6 protein-coding genes (1 of these 6 running past the window's edge) are annotated in these 21,211 nt (G+C 66.7%); 5 read left to right on the plus strand and 1 reads right to left on the minus strand.

Features of this window, described 5'->3' with window-relative positions:
• The 5 genes from PZH32_RS06875 to PZH32_RS06895 form a co-directional block, all read left to right on the plus strand.
• A protein-coding gene (locus PZH32_RS06875) for a PASTA domain-containing protein (protein ID WP_275207134.1) crosses the window boundary here: on the plus strand, positions 1 to 15,279 show its 3' portion. 46,101 nt of this gene lie to the left of the window's left edge; only the last 15,279 of its 61,380 coding nucleotides appear in the window; the start codon falls outside the window, past its left edge; its stop codon occupies positions 15,277 to 15,279.
• A gap of 304 nt (positions 15,280 to 15,583) precedes the next feature.
• Positions 15,584 to 16,459: a 16S rRNA (cytidine(1402)-2'-O)-methyltransferase gene (gene rsmI, locus PZH32_RS06880; RefSeq protein WP_275207135.1), complete on the plus strand. Its 876-nt coding sequence runs from the start codon at positions 15,584 to 15,586 to the stop codon at positions 16,457 to 16,459.
• Positions 16,460 to 16,462: 3 nt separating this feature from the next.
• Positions 16,463 to 17,035 carry a M48 family metallopeptidase gene (locus PZH32_RS06885; protein ID WP_275207136.1) on the plus strand — a complete coding sequence of 191 codons (573 nt, stop codon included), beginning with the start codon at positions 16,463 to 16,465 and terminating at the stop codon, positions 17,033 to 17,035.
• Positions 17,036 to 17,901: 866 nt separating this feature from the next.
• Positions 17,902 to 18,798, plus strand: a complete 897-nt coding sequence (locus tag PZH32_RS06890; protein ID WP_275207138.1) for an MBL fold metallo-hydrolase — start codon at positions 17,902 to 17,904, stop codon at positions 18,796 to 18,798.
• A 10-nt stretch (positions 18,799 to 18,808) separates the two neighbouring features.
• Entirely contained in the window at positions 18,809 to 19,696 is an 888-nt protein-coding gene (locus PZH32_RS06895; RefSeq protein ID WP_275207140.1) for a LysR family transcriptional regulator, read from the plus strand.
• Here PZH32_RS06895 and PZH32_RS06900 read toward each other — a convergent pair.
• A complete protein-coding gene (locus tag PZH32_RS06900; RefSeq protein WP_275207141.1) occupies positions 19,693 to 21,201 on the minus strand; it encodes an MATE family efflux transporter in 1,509 nt (502 codons plus the stop codon). The two genes, PZH32_RS06895 and PZH32_RS06900, sit on opposite strands and share 4 nt — an antisense overlap.
• Positions 21,202 to 21,211 lie beyond the last annotated feature (10 nt).

Genomic DNA, 21,211 nt, shown 5'->3' on the forward strand with positions numbered 1-21,211 from the left:
GGCGATGAGCCGGCCGCGCTCGAGCAGGGCATCGGCGGCAAGCGCGTCATCCTGAAGCAGTGGTACTACCGTCCGGTGACCACCGTGGAAGGGGAGGGCGACGAGGCCCAGGAGACCACCCGCTGGATGTGGGTGCAGAACACCGACTTCGGCAACGACTACTACACCTTGGCGGCCCTGGATGCCGACGGCCATGCCAATCCGGCCATCGAAGAAGCGGCCAACCCCTATACGGCCATCATCCCCGACAGCGTGTACAGCGCCGAGGACGGCGGCGTGTGGGTGACCACTGCCGTTGATGGCGAGGTGGGACGATACCTGTTCGCCAACCTGCCGGCTCGCTATGCCGAGAACCACGAGGGCAGCCAGATGGGTGCCGAGTACCTGGCCGGCTACACGGTGGAAGTGCAGGGCGGCAACGAGGCCTATGCCCTGCGCGGTGCTCCGGCCACCCTGTACCAGCAGCGTGCCCTGATCGGCGACGGCGACGAGGCCGCCGAGAGCTTCGCTGACGACGCTCTCAACTCCAAGGCGCTCAACGCCCAGGAGACGGTGGGCGACGTGACCAACCTGGCCCAGGTCGGCAAGGACGGTCTGGAGCCGGCAGCCAGCGCCTATGGCGCGAACAACTATCCGCTGCGCTGGGCTGAGCTGACCGATCAGACGGTCTACGAGGACGGTGCGGGCATGGCCTTCAGCCGCTATACGGCCGACGGCATGATTGTGCTGGCCGCCGCCCAGGAGGCGACGAGCCCGGCCGAGAATCTCCAGGCCTTCGGCGATCTGGTCTTCGACTGGACCTACGGCCGCGACGAGCTGAACCTGAACGGCGGCTTCGGCTTCTTCGGTACCGGCGCCGTGAGCGGCCTGGTGTTCCAGGATGCCGACTACGACGGCTTCTACCATGAGACCGGCGTGCTGGGCGAGGCCTCGGGTGATGCGCCGGTGGCCGGCAAGACGCTCACGCTGGAGCAGTGGTTCTTCGTGCCCGCCGGCACGAAGACGGCCGCGGGCACCGATATGGTGGAGGCCCTGCGGGCGGCCGGTTACGGAAACGCCGACATCGACACAACCTCTTCCGAGGACGGTACCTGGGTGCGCTCGAAGAACTTCAGCTACCGCACGAACGTCGCCGAGCTGCCCTTGGTGGGCGAGGGCGACGAGGCGACGGCCATGGAGCTCGATGATCGCGTGGGTGTGGACGAGGCCGGTTACTTCGACGGCACCTTCACCGGCGCCGATGGCCGCTACACCTTCGACGAGCTGCCCAGCTACGTGTACGTGGACGCCTTGACCGAGGGCGACGCCACGGTGCTGCGCGACGTGCAGCCCTACTTCGCGGGCCGCGTCCATGTGAACCTGCCGTTGAAGGGCGACACGGCCCAGAGCGCGGATGCGGTTGAGGGCGATGGCGAGGATGCCGACGAGCCTGCTTCTGCGGGCGATCCCTCGGCCGTGGACGCCGAGGCCGTCGATACGGCCGGCGACACGCTGAAGCGCGCCGCCGAGCAGGTGACGAGCGACCAGCTGTTCATGACCGGCTACCGCGTGTGGCTCAACGAGGTGGAGCCCGACTACGCGCTTACCTACCTGCACAATGCGGCCAACGAGGAAGTGGCCGGTGCGGGCTACGACATCTTGAACGACTCCGACGCCATCCGCGCGGCGGGCAACACCGTGCGCCTGGCCGAGGAGTACGGCAACGAAACCAACGGGGACGGTGCGGCCCAGCCGCAGGCCCAGTTGGGCGACGGTCTGGTGGATATCCGTACCGACGGCTTTGCCCTGGTGGCTTCCGAGCTCGCCGACGACACTCAGGGCACGGCTCGCGGCCAGTACCAGATGGGCACGGCCCCGACGTCCTCCAAGACGACGGCCTTCTACAACGGCCGCTGCTACGATCTGCCCCGCCCGGCGGCCCAGGCCGTGCGCGGCGGCGACGCGGGTCTGGTGAAGCTGGAGAAGAGCGGCATCCAGGGTATCGTGTGGAACGATGCCGACTACGACGGCCTTATCGGCGAGGGCGAGGAGGGCATTGCCGACCAGGAGATGCGCCTTACCCAGTGGCTCTATGTCTCGCCCGAGGCCTGGAGTACCTTCCGCCGCGATCACGCCGATCTGGTGGCGGCCTCCCAGGATGTGGTGGATGCGGCCACGGACGCCGAGGGCAACTTGACCCACGGCATCTGGGTGCGCAACATCCTGTTCGGCATCGACCGCTACACGGCGCGCACCGATGCCGATGGCACGACCCACCCCTACACCTCCTTCGGCAAGACCTCTTCGGCGGTGGTCGGAGCGGTGAAGGGCATTGTGACCATCAAGACCGCTGACGCCACGTACAACGAGGACGGCACCGTGGCGGGCAAGGACGATCTGGGCCGCTACGTCTTCGACGAGCTGCCCGTGTCTGCCGTGGTGCAGTCGGCCGACGGTCTGAGCGACGAGTACTACCTGGCGGCCTACCGCCTGGAGGTGGCCCAGACCGAGCAGACCGCCGGCGCCGACGGCGTGACCGACAGTCCGGAGGACACGTGGCTGGTGACGCGCTACCGCGAGCCGGTGTCCGATACCACTAACAGCGTGGACATCGACTCGGACGTGGCCGATCTTGACAAGCGGGGCGTGGCCGGCGGCATTGTGGTGGCCAACCAGAACGGTCAGGACGACCAGTCCGATCGCCAGCTGAACGGCCAGATCATCTTGGCTCAGACCTCGCAGGCCGGGGCCAAGGGCATGACCGTCCAGGCCATCGAGGCCTCGCAGAACATGACGGGCAACTTGGGCCAGGACGCCGAGGGCAACGCCGTGGACTCCATTGTCTACGACTGGATGCATCCGGCCCTCGAGCCTGGCACCCTGGCCGAGGGCGGCAATGTGGGCGAGGCCATTCCCGCCTACGGCCGCATTACCGGTGTGCTGTGGTCCGACATGAACAACGACGGTATCCAGAACCAGTACCTGAAGGAAGGCGTGCTCACCGACGAGCCCGGTATGGAGGGCATGCAGGTGTCGCTGGAGCGCTACTACTACCTGGCCGACGAGGCCGAGGCCGCCCAGGCCGACGGCGCCGCCGGAACCTGGCATTGGGACAACCTGTGGGCCACGCCACTGCCCGACGACTACAAGGACCGCTACACCGGCGCGGCCAAGAGCGACTTGGTGCCCGGCGTCACAGGCGCCTGGGGCGAGAAGACGGCCGCCGGCGAGGGCACGAAGGGCAGCAACTACGCCTACGAGCTGCCGGCCTACGCCAACGTGCTCACCGACGAGAACGGTGTCTACACCTTCGCCAACCTGAAGACCTCCGACTGGCGCTGGGTGGACAAGGCCACCGGCGAGGCGGCCGAGGCCGGTGCTGCCGGCGCCGAGCGCGTGCTGGTGATCTATGGTTACAAGGCCCGTATCACCGACGAGAAGTTCCGCAGCCGTATGGTGATGGCCGCCAACCAGTACGAGACCGAGGAGGACGAGAACGGCAACGAGCAGGAATACGACTACACCCGCGATTCCGATCTGTACTACCACACCGGCTATCTGATGGCCGATGACGAGTACGACGTGCTGCTGAACGTGTTCGACGACGAGGCGTACGTGGCCAACGGCGAGCTGAACAACCGCGATCTGGATATGATCTCGAACTTCCAGAACGTGGTGGCTGCCGGCAACTCCCATAATCCCAATCAGAACGAGCCCGACGACTTCACTGGCAACGCCACCCAGGTAGAGACGGGCGAGCGCGGCGTAGCCGCCGGCCCGGCCGAGCTGGTCTACGACCGCGCCAAGGCGGCCAGCCGCTCCCACAACGACGGCGGTCTGATGGAGGTGCCCCTGCAGTCCATCAGCGGCTACCTGTGGCGCGATACGAACTACAACGGCGTCTACGACGACGAGTCCGCCAAGACCGTCACGGTGGGCACCGACTACGTGGAGCAGGGCCTGGTGGGCAAGAAGGTCATCCTGAAGCAGTGGTACTTCGTGCCCGACGGCTCCGAGGTGGAGGTGACCCACGGCAGCAACGCCGACGGCCGCACCGAGATGGCCGGCACCGGCGGCACGTGGCATCTGGTGGAGACCTTCGACAACAAGAAGGCCGTATACGATGCGCCGCACGAGGGCGCCTACGAGTGCTCGACGCTGACCGTGGCGGCAGGGGAGAGCTCCGGCGCCACCGAGGCTGCCGAGCACGACGGCTATTACGAGTTCGACAACCTTATGGTGTACGTGCCCGTGGACGGCACCGAGTACCTGGCCGGCTACACTGTGGAGGTGGAAGGCGGCACCGGCGCCGACGAGCTGAACGTGCCCGTGACCGTGCCCGAGCAGTCCACGACGGCGGTGGCCTCCATCGGCCGCCCGACCGGCACGCAGCCTTGGCCCGCCGAGGCTCAGGGCGCTGCCCCGACGGTGGCCTACGATAACGGCATCAGCGACGACGTGGCCTCTTTCGACAACTACCCGCTGCAGTGGAACCACCTTGCGGGCCAGGCCTTCGAGGAGCAGGATCCCGAGTGGTTCTACACGGTGTACAACGCCTTGGACGACGAGGTGAGCAACACGTCGGCCTCGACGCTGGACGGCATGATCATCCTGGCCGGCAACTCCACGAGCTTTACCCAGGACGGCAACTACAAGGTGGTCCAGCAGCGCGAGGCCGCTGACGGCACCACGACGGTGGTGCGCTTCGACATGGCCCGCGGTGTTTCCGAGACGGCCGCCTCGGCCGGCTTCGGCTACTTCGACACCTCGGCGGTGTCCGGCCGCGTGTGGTTCGATGCCGACTTCGACGGCGTGGACGACACCGAGGAGGCCGACCGCATGGCCACCGAGGTGGGCACCGAGGGCCGTACGGTGGTGCTCGAGCAGTGGTACTACCTGGACGGTGCGCTGTCCGCCGATGGCGCGCAGTTCGAGCCGGCGCCGGCGCGCAACGAGCGCGGCGACGTGATTCGCACGTTCGCCCCCGTGGCCTACGACGGCACGAACGCCATGGTGGAGCTGGTCGAGGACGCCGACGGCACCGTCATGGGCGCTTGGATCAAGAATCCGAACTTCGGCGAGGTCATCACCCACGAGGAGATTGTGGGCGGCGATGCGGCCGATGACTCCGACAACGACGAGGGCTCTGAGGACGCCGGCAACGCCGAGGGTGACGAAGGCACCGAGGATGCCGAGGGTGCCGAAAGCGGCGAGGGTGCCGACGAGGGCTCTGAGGATGCCGATGACGCTGAGGGCGAGGGCGCCCAGCCCGAGGTGCCGGCCGAGACCGTGACGGTCATCGACGGCTACACCGGGTTCTTCAGCGCCGTCACCGATGCGGCCGGCGACTATCAGTTCCCGGCGCTGTTGCCCTATGTGCAGTTCGACGAGGCGGGCGAGCCGCTGTTCCAGGACGAGTTCGCAGCGCGCGCCGAGGACGACGTGCTGGCCGTGGCCGGCTATCGCGTGACGGTGCCCGAGCTGCCCGAGGGCCACGTGCTGACGGCCTACCACTCCGATGCGGCCGGCGAGGCCACCAACCAGGATTCCGATGCCAAGCGCGATGTGCTGCGCGAGGCGGCCATTACCCTCTACCCGCAGTTCACCGCTGAGGGCGAGCAGGACGACAAGAGCGCCGGCGAGGTATCCGGTGTGGCCGAGACCACGGGCTTCATCATTACGGCCCCGGTGGCCGCCGACACGCCGGTGAGCTACGCCAACAACGCGGCCGCGGCCAAGGCCGTCAGCTACGACGTGGCCGGTCCGGCCGTGAGCCGCACCCAGGTGAACGCCGGCCTGTTCGTGGTGCCCACGGCCGAGATCGACGGCTACGTGTGGGACGACACGGTCTACGAGGGCATGGCGCGCAAGGACAACGCGGCCTCCAACGGCGTGATGGACGCCCTGAACCAGCTGGGCGGCGAAGCGGGCCTGGCGGATCAGACGGTCTACGCCACCCAGTGGTTCTACGTGCCCGCTACCTCCGGTCTGTTCGACCAGCTGTCCGATGAGAAGAGCTACATTGCCCAGACCGCCGGCGTCATCGAATGGGTGGCCGTCGACGGCACGGTGCACGAGGGCGCCAAGCCCGCCGTCGAGCTTGACGGCGCCTGGGTGCAGAACGCCGGCTTCGGCAGCGACTGGGTTTCCACGAAGCCCGGCGAGGCCGCCGATGAGCGCGTGCCGGTGGTTACCGATGGCGTTTCGGTGGCCGATGCCCAGGGCAAGCAGGCCGTGGTGGCCGTGACGACGCGCGGGGCGGCAGGGGAGACCCTGGTGCCGACGGCTGCCAGCGAGCAGGGCCGCTACGTCTTCGACAACCTGCCCTCGGCCGTGGTCAAGTACAACAGCGCCACGGGCGTGGACGAGTACTTCCTGGCCGCCTATCGCCTGGAGCTGGCCGATGTGGTGGATGCCGGCACGGCCCAGCCGTGGCATCTGACGGCGCTCAACCAGGGTGCCCTGGTGCTGGCCGACTCCAACGCCGCCGTGGCCGATCGCGGCCTGGGCGTGAACGCCTCGGGCGATGGTCTGGGCTCCTACCGTCTGGTCCAGCGCTATGGCACCGACGCCGACGGTCGTGCGCTGCTGCGCGCCAACCATGGCCAGGTGATTCTGGCCAACCGCGTGGAGGACACCACGGGCGGCATTGCAGCGGCCTTCAGCCAGGTGCCCGCGGCCCATGCCATGGACGAGGCCAACGATGGCGAGGCCCTGTACCACTGGACCGACCCGGCCAATCGCCGCGGTGGCGATGCGGGCGAGATCAAACCGGCGGCGCGCACGATCTCCGGCTACGTGTGGTGCGACAACTCCTATAACGATGGTGCCTACACGTACAACCGCGGCACCTACTTCGACGACCTTATGGGCGACAACCGCGACCTGACCCAGGCCGGCGAGCGCGGCTATGCCGGAAAGACCGGCCTGACCGTCTTCGTGCGCCAGTGGTACTGGGACGAGGACGCCGCGGCCTGGAAGGCCGTGGAGCCCTATGCCTCGAGCCTGGGGGCGGCCACCGACGAGACGCCGTTTGCCATGGCCCAGTTCACCACCGTGGCCAAGGGCGGCTGCGAGGGCCGCGCCGAGCAGGACGGCTACTTCGAGTTCACCGATCTGCCGGCAAGCGTGTGGGTGGACGGCACCGAGCGTCTGGCCGGCTATACCCTGGCCGTGCAGGGCGATTCCACGCTGTTGCCCACCTTCTTCCAGGTCAACGAGTCCAACGATCCGAGCCTCCATGTGAGCCCGACGCCGGTGGACGAGAACGGCCGACCCACGTCCGACGTGGACATGGCGAAGATGGACCAGTGGAACTCCAAGTCCCACAGCCGTTTGGTGGGCGCTCATGCCACCGCCGATGCCGTGGCCCGCTACGGTGCGGCGATGTTCCCGGTGTACCGCGAGGATACCGAGGCGTTCCCGAACTCCTCCAACAGCTCTGACGGTAATGTGCACACGCTGGATACCGTGCTGGTGGTGGCCGGCTCGACGACGGTGGACGGCACGGGGGAGACCCCGGCGCCCACGCAGTACGACGTGGCCTCCGGTGCGGTGTCCTTCGATCTGACCTACGGCAAGAGCGAAGGTCGCATGAATGCCGGCTTCACCGAGCCGCCCAACGCGCCCATCTCGGGCTACGTGTGGGAGGATCGCGACTACAACGGCATTCGCGATCAAGTAATCACCACCGACGACATGGGCGAGCAGCACCTGGGCGAGGGCAGCGAGCCTGGCTTTGCCGGGGTGACCGTCCATGCCGAGAAGTACTATCTGGATCCTGCCGACAAGAGCGGCGGTAGCGACGGGACGTGGAAGCGCGTGCCCGACGACGAGGGCGAAACGGCGGTGACCGACGCCAACGGCTACTACGAGTTCTCGCGCATGCGCACGTCCTACGACGTGACGGTCAACAATGTCACCACCTACTACCTGGTGGGCTATCGCCTATACGTGGATAAGCTGCCCGCGGGCGCTTCGCTGACCCGTGCCCATGCGGCCGGGGATGTGGAGAGCACGGCCGTGGCCGGCACCCACGAGTACGGCGTGGAATCCGACATCTACCGTGCGGGCGCCGATGCGGCGGCCGACTTCCCGCTGGTGCATCGCGTACAGGAGACGAAGAACACCGGCGTCGAGGACGGCGAGAGCCTGGTACGCGCCGACGGCCTGGTCATTACCGCCCGTCCGCTGCCCAACGACAGCGTTTCCGAGGACAGCCGCAAGCCCTACGACGGCATTGTCTACGACGTGTCCGGCGGCGTGAACATGGCCTACGGCGGCGACGCGGGCCTCATTCGCGTGCCGTCCACCAGCATTCGCGGCCTTATCTGGGACGACACCTACCGTGCCACCGGCGAGGCCGTGGCCGATGTCGCCCGCTTCACGAATGCCTACAACGGCCAGCGCGACCAGGGCGAGGAGGGCGTTGCCGGCGTCACCATGCTGCTGACCCAGTGGGCCTACGACACGACCACCGAGACCTGGAGCCGCGAGACGGCCTTCGGCAACGGCGGCGTGGCCAAGACGGTGACCGAGGACGGCTCGGCGGCCGACAAGACCACCCTCGATGGCACTAACAAGGGTGTTTACGAGTTCGCCAATGTGCCGGCGGCCATTCGCAAGGGCGCTGCCCGCAGCCTGACCGCCGCGGACGATACCACGGTGGCCAGTTTGGGCGAGGCGTCGCTGGCGGCCCTCTACGACGATGCGTACCATCTGGCCTCCTACGAGGTGGAGATCGACGGCTTGGCCGAGGGCTCCGATGACGGCTCGCGCCGTCTGACGCGCTACCACACCGGCGCCGTAGCCGACGACCCGGCCAACGACTCCGACGTGGCCTCCCTGGTGCGCAACGGCGCCGCCGGCGGTCGCGTCGTGAGCGACCAGGCCGTGGTGGGCGGCAACGTCGGCGTGCGCGTCGGCGGGGCCTACGGCGACGGCTCCTCCACGGCCGGCAGCCGCATCGTGGTGGCCGCCGAGGGCGTGCCGGCCGATGCCGCCAACCGCACCTGCCTGGCCAACGAGTCCGACTGGCAGCGCGTGCCCTTCGGCCAGTTGCTCTCCGGCGACGCCGAGGGCTCGGTGGGCTTCGACTGGCTGACGGTGAACAGCACCATCGAGTTCCAGGGCACGCCCGGCCCCTACGAGGACGAGGGCATCCTCCACTACAAGCGCGTCCTGACGCCAGTGGCCGGCGGCAACGTGGGTCTGGTGGAGCCGACGCGCCAGTCCATTACCGGCTTCCTGTGGAACGACAAGAACAACGACGGCATCCAGAGCGCCGGCGAGCAGCCCTACAACGGCTACCGCGTCGACATCGAGCGCTACTGGTACGGCACCGAGAACGGCCAGACCGGCTGGCACCGCGACGACGATTTCGCCTATCAGTCCAACTGGAACAGCGCCGGCGCCCTGGTGTCCTACGGCAACACGGCCGCCGACGACATGGTGGTGCTGTCCGACGACGAGGTGAAGCGCACCATCAACGGCACGCTGACCGGCGATGTGCGCATCGACGCCAACGGCGCCCAGGCCGTGCTGGCGCCCAAGGCCCTGGGCGAGCACGTGGTGGGCAGCGAGCTGTGGCGTCAGGGCACCTACCGCTTCGACAACCTGGAGACCTCCGGCGTGCGCGACGGAGCCTGGGTGGTGTACGGCTACAAGGTGCGCGTCACCGATCCGCGCGTCACCTCCGGCTCCTACCTGAAGGCCAAGCAGCGGGTGAGCGTGGATAGCGAGGGCAACGAGGTGTCCTACACCGAGGACTCCGACCTCTACACCGACAACGCGCTGGTAGGCGCTGACGACGAGATGATCGTGCTCGTCGATGTGGTGGATACCGAGAACAAGACCACCGACGGCCGCATCGTGGACGACACTAATGTGCTGTGGGCGCCCCCGACCTCCAACGCCGATGTGGTCGCCACCCTGGAAGGCCGCACCCAGCGCTACCAGATGGCCGGCGGCGCGCCCACGGGCCTGGCAGCCTACGACGGCATGGCCGGTCGCGATCGCGCCCACAACGACGGCGGCCTGATCGTGGTGCCCACCTACAAGATTTCCGGCTTCGTGTTCTCCGACGCCGACTACGACGGCCTGTACGAGTACCTGCCCGAGACCCGCACCGAGGTGACCAACGACGCCAACGGCAACGAGGTGGAGAAGAGCGTCACCTACGGTCCCGAGGCCGGCTACAACGGCAAGCGCGTGCGCCTGCAGAAGTGGTACTACGAGCCGGCGGCCGATGGCGGCAAGGGCACGTGGGTGACTGATGGCGAGGCCTTCGACCTGACCGACACCTATCGCGACTACCGCTACAACTTGATCGAGACCGATTCGGATGCCGGCAAGCACGCGGTGCTCGATGCCGACGGCGCGCTTAAGACGAGCCGCCGCACCACGGACGTGGAGGGCTACTTCGAGTTCGCCGGGCTGCCGACGGCCGTGGCGGTGGACACCACCAAGCCGCTGGGCGATGCGAGCCGTCGCGTGAACATCATGCTGGACAACGACGGCAACCCCATGGTGCCGACGAACGACGACGCCTCCTACGCATGGCGCATGGCTGGCTATACCCTGGAGATCGACGGCACCAACAGCGAGACCGGCATGGTATCGCTGCTGGTCACCTCTTACGAATGGGAGAACACGGCCCTCGATGCGGTGAACTCCAACGCGCTTCCCGCGCTGAGCGAGGACGCCGCGGCCCAGGCCGAGTGGGAGGGCTACACCGCCGGCTCCTATCCCATCGCCATGACGGGCACCGACGAGGAGCGCGGCTGGGACGAGCAGTCCATCCAAACCGGCACGAAGCCCCATGGCGGCGCGGCCGACAAGGCGTCCGCGGCGGTGACCGTGAACACCGAGGGCGGCCTGAACAAGCTGAACGACGAGAACAGCGAGGAACTTTACAACCCGGATCACGCCATTACCTACGTGAGCGACGGCATCAACGGCTCCGACAGCTTCCACGGTGCCGTGCTGCGCAACGGCGTGAGCAAGAACGCCCTGGACGGCAAGATCGTTCTGGCCGGCGTGGCCAACGCCAAGACCAACCCGGCGCAGAACATCGTTCGCACGCTGGACGACGGCACCGAGCTGAGCTTCGACTTCGCCCTCGGCCAGAACCAGTCGGCCATGAACGCCGGCTTCGCCCCGCCCGACCACGCAAGCCTCATGGGCAGCGTGTGGTACGACGAGGACTACGACGGCGTGATGAACGACAACCATCCGTTGGAGAACTTCAAGGTGGTGCTCGAGCAGCGCTACTTCGTGCCCGAGTACTACGCCGTGGACGGCGGCCGCTACCAGCTGTTCGAGGATATCGACGGCAACGAGCTGTACTGGAAGGACGACCGCCTGTGCCTGAAGAGCTCGGCCAAGGGCAACGTGGTGAAGGGCGGCGACGGCCGTCTGTACCTGGTGCGCTCGGGCCGCGCCTACGATTACGAGAACCTGCTCGGCACTCAGAAGCGCGAGCTGTACGCCTCGGGCGTGTGGGTGCTCAACGAGAACTTTAATGGCAACGGCGAGCGCTTCAACAGCGTGGAGGTGCCGAACGTGACGGGCATGACGGCCGAGGAGGCTGTGGCCGCCCTGGAGGCTGCCGGTTTTGCGGGCTCCGTGGTCACGGGCGATCCCGCGGTGGAGGGCCAGGTGCCCGGCACGGTGTACGCTCAGTCCGCCGCGGCCGGCTCCAAGGCGCTGGTGGGCATCACGGTGACCGTGACGGTCTTCGACGAGCCGGTGGACACCGGCGAGGGCGGAGACGAATCCGAGGGCGATGGCGTCGATGAAGGCGCTGGCTCCGAGGGCGGTGACGGCACCGAGGGCGGTAACGAGTCCGAGGGCGCCACCGATACCGAGGGCGCCGGTGCCGATGGGGATGCCGACGAGGGCATCGCCACGGCGTCGCTGCTCTCCTTCGGCGCCTCCTTCGCTCTGCCTCGCTTCGCCACCTTGGCCCTGGACGGCGAAGGGGAGGGCGACGGCACCGAGGAGCCCGGCGGGTCTGCGGGCGGCGATTCGTCGCTGACCACGGTGGATCTCGAGGACTACCAGCTGGTTACCTTGACTGACGAGAACGGCGACTACCGCTTCAACGATCTGCCGGCCTATGTGCTGGTGGATACCGAGGGCGAGGAGGCCTACACGCTCGATCCGCTGACGGGCCGTCCTGTGGCGCCGCGCGACGAGAACGGCGTCAAGGTGTACCAGCCCCAGGCCGATTACGCTACCTTCGATCCGTACCAGAAGGGCGCCTATGGCTGGCGCCCGGTGAGCGAGCCGAGCGACACCAGCATGACGGTGCTGGGCCCCGACGGCACCACGAAGCTCTACTTCGAGCCCGTGGCCAACGAGGACTACGCGTCCGGCTTCGACACTGCCGAGCCGTACCTGGCCGGCTACTCGGTGCGCGTTCTTAACGACGGCGAGAACGCCAAGTACCTGGCCAGCCGCTACCATGTGGATGCTCCGGGTCAGCGCACTTCCGACCTGCAGAGCTTCGAGGCGTCCATGTCCGGCGACTACAACGAGGACGGCTTCGCCGAGTCCACCTATGCGGTGGTGGCCCAGCCGGCCAAGGACGTGGAGGCCGGTACCTTCGGCACGAGCGACTACCAGGTGACGTACCGCAATGTGCCCTACGACCTGGCCAACCGCCTCTACGAGAAGTTCGCCGGCGACGCGGGCCTGGTGCTTCAGCGCCCGGTGCTCATGGCCGGCACGGTGTGGGAGGACTCCAACGAGGACGGCTTGCTTGCCGAGGGCGGCTCCGAGCCCGGCATCGAGGGCGCCGTGGTGAAACTGGTGCGCTACTGGTACGACACCTCCGGGCTGGGCGCGTCCGAGCTGGCTCCGGGCGAGGAAGCTCCGGAGATCACCCCGGAGAGCACGACGCTTACCGCCGAGCAGCTGGAAGAGCTCTACGCCTTGGGCGGCATGACCTACAGCGAGGAGGAAACCCCCGAGTTCGACATCGATGCCTTCGACGAGAGTCTGATCGACGGCATGGTGGCGTGGCTGGTGGCCATGAACGACGAGGGCTACGTGCGCACGATGCCCGAGCTGGTCGCCTTCGAGTGGCTCTACGAGGACCTGCTCTACGGCTACTACCGCATGGAGCACGACGAGGAAACCGACCTTGACTTCATGGTGGAGGTGCCGGGCAACGAATGGTTGGCCGAGGCCTTCGAGACGGTGGTCTTCGAGCTGGATGCGGGCGAGCCCGAGGAGACGGAAGGCGGCGTGTGGCGTCGCGACTGGACCTTCACGCAGAAGGACGTGGCGGTCATGGTCGAGGGCGACGAGATTCGCTTCGAGAGCGAGAACGACCTCGACGAGACCGTGCGCAAGGTGGATCCGAACTCCCTGACCGGCTCGCTTAGCGCGGCCGATGCCATTGCCCTGGCCGGCGGCCGCGATACGGTGCACACCGACGACAACGGTGAGCCGATCATCTATGGCAGCGCCTACGACGCCACCACCTCGACGGGCGACTGGGCCTTTATGGCTCCCGGCACCGGCTACCACAAGGTGGGCCGCCACGGCTCCATCAAGGTGCTCTACGGCTACCGCGTGGAGGTGCTGAGCATTCCCGACGAGGACAACTACGAGCCCACTATCCAGCATGCGGGCGAGGACGATACCATCAATTCCGACTTCGATGAGGAAACCGGCGCCCTGCGTCCCAACGAGGGCGATATGGTGCAGCCTTCGGGCCTGGTGACCGAAGACGGCGTGGTGGGCGATCTGATCATGCTGACTAAGATTGCCAACGAGGACGAGGGTGCCTACACCTCCGGCCCCGAGGTGCTGTTGGCCGACCTGCCCACGACGGAGCCCGACGAGGGCGACGGCGAAGGCGGCAACGAAGGCGAGGATGCCGGTGACGGCACTGAACCTGGCGACGGCGAGGATGCCGGCACGGGTGCGGGCGAGGAGACCGAGCCCGGTGCGGGTGCTGGCGCTGAGTCCGGCGACGAGGGCGTCGAGGGCCAGGTGCTGACGGTTATGGCTCTGGCGTTCGAGGATGCCGTGGCAGCCCTGGCCGACGAGGGCGAGAACGCTGCGGATGACGACACGGCCGAAGACGGCGATGCCGGCAGCGATGCGGGCGACGGCGACGAGGGTGACGGCAGCGACGAGGGCGACAAGCCGGCCATCGGCGACACCCCGGCCGATCTGGCCGCTGCGGCCATGGGCTTGACGCCCGACTGGCTCTCCCATGCCAGCCGCGAGGATCTGGAGGCTATGAGCGATGCATGGCGTGAGTGCATCTTCGGCAAGCCCGTCGATGCCAACGGCGACGGTCAGCAGGATCTGGACGCCGAGGGCCGTCCGCTCTACGACGGCTCGGGTTCCCCGACGCTGTTGGATGCCTACGAGGCTCGCGTGGCCGAGCTGGACGCGCAGCTGAGCAGCAACCGCTGGTCCGATATCAACTGGCTGAACTCGCTGCATCACAACTACGGCGTCGTGCCCAACCCCGAGGAGAATTCGGGCGGCAGCACGTTCGATCCGGAGGAAGAGCCTGGCGTCAAGACCGTCTCCCTCTCCGGCGTGGTCTGGGAAGACGAGGAGAAGCCCGGCGATGGTATTCGCTCGGCCGCCGAAGATGCCCGCGGTGTGGCCGGTGCCGACGTCCAGCTGACGCGTTACTGGTACGACGGCGCCGCCTGGCAGCTCGACGAGGACTTCGGTCAGGGCGAGGGCACCGAGATTTCGCTGCCCACCGCCACGAGCCGCGCCGGTGACGGCTTCTGGCAGTTCGCGGGTCTGCCCGTGGCGGGCCAGCGCACCATCGACGGCGAGGAGCGCCGCGTGCTCTACGGCTACCAGCTGCAGAGCCTCGGTGTGCCGGAGGGCTACGAGCTTTCGCCGATGGACGCGGCCGAGGACTTCACGCGCGATTCCGACCTGGACGGTGCCACGCTGCAGATCGCGGCCGATCCCGACAATAACCATGCCGGCATGATTGTGCTGGCGGCTCTGGCCGAGGAAGGCCAAGACGCCGACGGCGTTGCCTACGTCGAAGGCCCCGATGCGCTGGTGTGGGCCGTGAGCGATGGCAACGACTCTGCCTTCCATGACATTGGCTTGTGGAAGAGCGAGGAGCCCGTCGAGGACGGTTGGACCACCAACATCTACGAGGCGGATTGGCTTACGAAGATCCTTCGCAGCCTGCTGCCTCAGACCGGTGACGCGTTGATGATGCGCCTTGCCCTGCTGGCGGCGGTTATGGCCCTGGCGCTTATGCTCATGGCCCTGGCCCGTCGCTCGCGAGAGGACGAATAGGAAGACTTTCGATGAAGCAGATGGTCTTGCAGAACCCTGATCCCCTGCAAGGCCTCCTGCGTGCAAGATGGAGCAGGCCGCCTCGTGGAACCCCCTGATTACCCACGAGGCACCTGCCTCCCGTAGAGCTGAGCAGAGAGCGGTGGGCTGCCTGGCATAGGACGGGCTCTGGATTTTCAGAGGGTCGCGTCGCTGCCGAGCCGGCCAGTGGCTGAGCGATTGTCGGCGGTTATGCTCCGAGCTTTTGGCGCCGCGCCCTTTCCCGGGCGCGGCGCCGTTCTTTTCTCGTGCTAAAATCTCGCCCATGACATCTTCAGGAAAACTCATCGTTGTTCCTACCCCCATCGGCAACCTGGGGGATATGACGTTGCGCTCGCTGGAGGCGCTGCGCGGCGCCGACGTTGTGTGTGCGGAGGACACGCGGGTGACGGGCAAGTTGCTGGCGCATTTCGGCATCGAGAAGCGTCTTGAACGGCTTGACGAGGCCCTGATCGGCTCCCGCGCCGCCGGGATCATCGAGCGCGTAGCTGCCGGCGAGGTGATTGCCTACTGCTCCGATGCCGGCATGCCCGGCGTCTCCGACCCGGGCCTGCGCCTGGTGGCGGCGGCCCACGAGGTGGACGTGCCCGTGGAAGTGCTGCCTGGCGCCTCGGCCGCAGCCACGGCCTATGTGGCCTCGGGCACGGTGAATCCGCGGTTCTACTTCGGCGGCTTCTTTCCGCGCAAAGCGGCCGAGCAGCGCGCGGTGCTGGAGGGCCTGCGCGGGCTTGACGCGGCGCTGGTGTTCTACGAGAGCCCTAATCGGCTCGTGGGAGCGCTGGCCGCGGTGGCCCAGGTGCTGCCGTTGCGCTCGGTGGCCGTCTGCCGCGAGCTGACGAAGTTGCACGAGGAAGTGGCGTGGGGCACCGCGGCCGAGCTGGCGGAGGTGTTTGCGGCGCGCGCCGAGGAACCCGGAGGCATTCGCGGCGAGATTGCGCTGGTCATCGACGGGCCCAATGCGGACGAGGCGGCCGCTGATGCCGCAGGGGCCGCGGCGGGGGCCGAGGCGCTGGCGGCTACGCTGGCGGCCGAAGGCCTGCGCACGAAGGAGATTGCCAAGCGCCTGGGCGCCGAGTTCGGCATTTCTCGCAACGACGCCTACGATCTGGCCATGGCCGCGCAGAAGGCCCAGGGCGTCTAGCTCATGGCTTCGGCAAGAAAAAGCGCATCGCCGGCCGAGTTGGTCTTCATCGACGACTTGGAAATCTGGCTGACGCGCAAGAGCATCAAGAACATGCATTTACGGGTAAAGCCGCCCGATGGCCGCATCGAAGTGTCGGCACCGCGGCGCTTGCCCCTGGCCACCATCCGGGCGTTTGTGCGCGAGAAGCGCGCCTGGATCGAGCGGCAGCAGCAGGAGATTGCCGCCTCGCCGCGCGGGGAGGCGGCCGCTGCCAGTCCCGAGGAAGTAGCCCAGTGGAAAGCGGTGGTGTCGGCCTGCGTGCCGGTGCTGATTGCTGCCTGGGAGCCCATTATGGGCGTCAAGGCTGGCAAGGTGGCCTATCGCAATATGACGAGCCGCTGGGGCAGCTGTCAGCCGGCCACGGGTCGTATCTGCATCAACGTGCGGCTGGCCCTGTATCCGCCAGAATGCCTGGAATACGTGGTGGTGCACGAGCTGTGCCATCTGCTGGAACGAGGCCACGGCCCGCGCTTCCAGGCGCTCATGACCCATTTCATGCCCGACTGGAAAGAACGCCGCGCAAAGCTGCGGTAGAGAGGCCATAGGGCGCGGCGCTATCGACTCGCGCGACGCTGCAGGCGATGCCGCCCCGATCACAGCCCGCTGACCAAGCTCAAGTGGTGGGGGCACGAGGCGCTGAACGGGGTCGAGGCGTGGGGTGGAGGCGCTGGTCGGGATGCGAGGCGCTTCGGATGCAGCGCCCTAGAGTCGCGGATCGCTGCAGGAGCGAGCATTGATCCAGCGCGTGGTGCTGTGCCAGCAAGACGCTGCGGGTGACGGGACTGTGATCGCGACGTGCTGGATGAACCCCCGACGTCGGGGCGGGAAGAGCTGCAAAATTGCGGTTTTGTATTTTTCGGCGCCCTTGGGACGAAAATCCGTTGCAAACATGCGATTTTGCACCGCGCCAAAGCCCGATTTACGGGACCTGAGCGTCCGGCGATATTATTCATCTGGGAAAACGCTGCGGTTCGGCTGGCTTGGCACGCATTTCGGGCATCGCAGTGGTGCAAAATCGAGCTTTAGCAACGAATTTTTTCGCTCCAGGGTTCAGAAATTGCAAAACCGTCATTTTGCAGCGGGGTTGGGAGGCGCGGTTCTTGTTGCGAGATTCTTGCCGCATGGTTCTTGCCACGAAATTCCTGCCGCGAGATTCCTGCGGCGTGGTTCTTGTTGCGGGGCATCCTGTTGCGGGGCGCCCGCAACTGGTGAGCGCCCACGGGGCACCTGAAACGCGTGCGGTCCTAGCAGCGCTCGCGATGCTGTTCTGTGCGGAGGTGCGATCGTGTTTTGGAGGCGCTGCTCTTGAGGGGCGCGCCTTCCCGTAGTTCCCGTGTTTCTTGGCTGCCTGTGGGCGAGGCTCGTTTAGGATGGAAGCGAAAACTGCGAAGGAGGAAAATGTGATCAAGCTGCATGTGCTGGCCAGTGGGAGCGGCGGAAACGCTGCCATTGTGGAGAATGGACGCACCGGCGAGGGCGTGCTCATTGACTGCGGCATTTGCAAACGCGATTTCTTCGAGCGTACGGGGGAGGCCGGCTTCGATGCGGTTAGGCTGCGCGCGGTGTTCATCACCCATGATCATAGCGATCACACCAAGGGCTTGGGCGTAGTACTGCGCGGCTTGGCGAAGGCGGGATGCGTCCCCAAGGTGTTCGCGAGCCGCGCGGTGTACGACGCCTCCCGTCCCGTGCGCGATGCGGCGGAAAGCGTAGGCGCTCCCGTGGCTCACTTCGTCGGTGGTGACGTGCTCTCTGTGGCGGGATTGGCGGTGTGCCCTTTCCGTACCTCCCATGATGCGGCGGAGTCGTTCGGGTTTCGCTTCGATGAGGAGGTGGCCGAACCCACCGCCGTGGTCGCGCCGGGGGAGACAGCGGCGCGGGCCGCCGCGGCAGACAACGCGCGGTCTCATGAGGAGCTTGACTCCCTCGGCTTCATGACCGACACGGGCATGGTGACTGACGCGGCGTGGGAGGCGCTGGCCGGGGTGCGCCTTCTGGCGCTCGAATGCAACCACGATAGCCGCATGCTGGAGACAGGCCCGTATCCCTACGTCATCAAGCAGCGCATCGCCTCGAACGTGGGCCATTTGTCCAACGATCAGTCCCGTGAGGCCCTGGCGCGCTTGGCCCACGATGGCCTGCGCCATGCCGTGGCTATGCACGTGTCCCAGGAGAACAACACCTACCGCTTGCCGCGCGAAACCTTCGAGGCCGCTCTCGCTGACGAGGACGGCGCGCGCCGCTTCGCCACGGAGGTGTCGGTGGCCTACCAAAGCCGTCTTGTCAGCATCGGCTAGGGGACAATCTATGGAAATTCGCTTGCTGCAGTCGTTTCTTGCCATCGCCGAAGAGGGGTCCATCACCCGGGCCGCCGAGCTGCTTCATATCACGCAGCCGGCACTCTCGCGCCAGCTGGTAACCCTTGAGAACGAGTTGGGCTGCGCGTTGTTCCGCCGAGGAAAGAAGCGCATGGAGCTGACGGACGAGGGGCTGCTGCTGCAGCGTCGCGCGGTGGAAATTGTGAGCCTCGTGTCGCTGACGGAAGAGGAGCTTGCCGGGCACGGCGCCGAGCTGGACGGGCATATTTCCATCGGTTCGGGAGAGCTGGCCAGCACGAGCCTTGTGGTTGATTTGGCCGCAGCCTTTGCCGAAGAGCATTCTCTGGTGACCTTCGACCTGTTCACCGGCATCGCCGACCAGGTAACGGGACGGCTGGATCGCGGATTGCTCGATTTTGGCCTGCTGCTGGAGCCGGTGGACGTGGCCCGCTACGAGTACCTGCCCATCGACATTCCCGAACGTTGGGTGGCGGCCATGGCGCCGGACGACCCGTTGGCCGCGCAGGCTTCGGTACGTCCTACCGACCTTGAGGGCCGCGTGCTGAGCCTGCCGTACCGCGCGGGTGTGAAGAGCCTGATAGGAAACTGGTTGGGCGAATCGTTGGAAAAGGTGACGCCGCGCTTCACCGTAAACTTGGGTGGAAGCGCGGCGCCGCTGGTGGAGGGAGGCCATGTCGTGTTGCTGTGCGTGGAAGGCAGCGTGGCCCATTGGGATCCGACCCGCTTCGCTGTGGTGCCGCTTGAGCCGGCCGTTGAAAGCTCCACGGTGCTGGCCTGGAAGCGCGGTTTGCGCCACACGGCGGCGGTCCAGGCTTTCGTGGAATTCGCTACCGAGCGACTGCGGAGCGTCGGCTAGGAAGAAGCCATGGATATCGGCTGCGTCTCAGCCGTGAATTCCTGAGAGGTGAGGTTGCTGCTACATGGTGGTTGCGCGGCTGTGGGGGAGTGGTTCGAGAGGGTTTTTTCGCCGCGCGGAGTATCCTCGATAACCTTGCGGCTTTCCCAGGCGTGGGACCTCCAGCGCAGCCCGAAGGCAACGGAGCGGGCAAGCCAGTCGGCGCCCATGCCCAGCCACACGCCGTAGATGCCCCAGCTGGCCACCACGCCTAACAGATAGGCGGTGCCCAGGCGGCAGATGATAAGCGAGGCGATGCCCACCACCATGGTGAAGGTCACGTCCCCCGCGGCGCGCAGGGCATTGGCCAGGTTGAACGACGCCGGATGAAGCGCGATGGCCATAAGATTGTGGGTGACAATGAGCACGCAGGACAGCGACCAGGTGGCGTCGGTCACCGCAAAGAGCGGCCTCAATGCCGGCAGCAGAGCAATTTCCCCCAGGCCCAAGACGGCGGTGGCTACGAAGGAAGCCCTCATCACCTGGCGTACGCCGAAGCGAGCCCCCGCGGTATCGCCAGCACCCAGGTACTGGCCGGCTACGGTGATGACGGCCAGGTTGTTTGCGGTGACCACCAGCACGGCCAGCTTCTCGATGGAGTCCGCCACGCCGTTCGCGGCCATCTGGGTGGTGCCGAACAGCGCAACGATGGCCACGACCACCACTTTGCCGAAGGCGAAAGTGCCGTTTTCGATGGCGCCGGGTACGGCGATGGTGAGAATGCGGCGCACCATGGCGGCCTTCAGCTGCAGAGTGTCGCGCAGACGTACGCAGACGGGTAGCGCCGGCCGCCGCAGAAGCGCCAAAATGACGACGGCGGAGAAGGCGCGGGCGATAAGTGTGGGCACGGCCACGCCGAGGATGCCCGCCTGGAAGACGAAGACACCGAGAGCGTTGCCGATCACGTTCACCCCATTGGCGGCCAGCGACACGTACATGGTCACCGAAGTCTTGTTCATGGAGCGGAAGACGGCCGCTGCTCCGTCGTAGAGGGCGAGGAAGGGCAGGCTGGCGATGGTGAAGAGCAGGTAGAGCCAGGCGGCATCCCACACCGCTGCCTCCACTTGGCCGAACAGTAATGCCAACAGCGGCTCTTCGGCAACCAGTATGACGGCGCCGAGCCCCATGCCGAACAAAAACGCCAGACCGATAAGCTGGCCCGCGGCTCGGGACGCTTCGGCGGGTCGCTGTGCGCCCAGGTACTGGGACGCTACCACGGCGCCGCCGGCGGAAAGCGCGGCGAACAGCACGATGAAGAAGTAGGTGAGCATGTCTACGAGGGACACCGCCGACACAGCCGCCTCCGATACGTTGGAGATCATGGCCACATCAACCACACTCACGAGCATCACGAGTGCCTGCTCGACGGCCAAAGGAGCCATGAGCGCGAACAGGTCGCGCGCCGTGAAGAGCACGCGGCGGGGATGTGGATGGCGGAAGGTGGTATGTCGGCGGGTCTTGTTCATGACCCCATCA

This window comes from Adlercreutzia equolifaciens, assembly GCF_029076695.1.
GTDB lineage: Bacteria > Actinomycetota > Coriobacteriia > Coriobacteriales > Eggerthellaceae > Adlercreutzia > Adlercreutzia equolifaciens_A.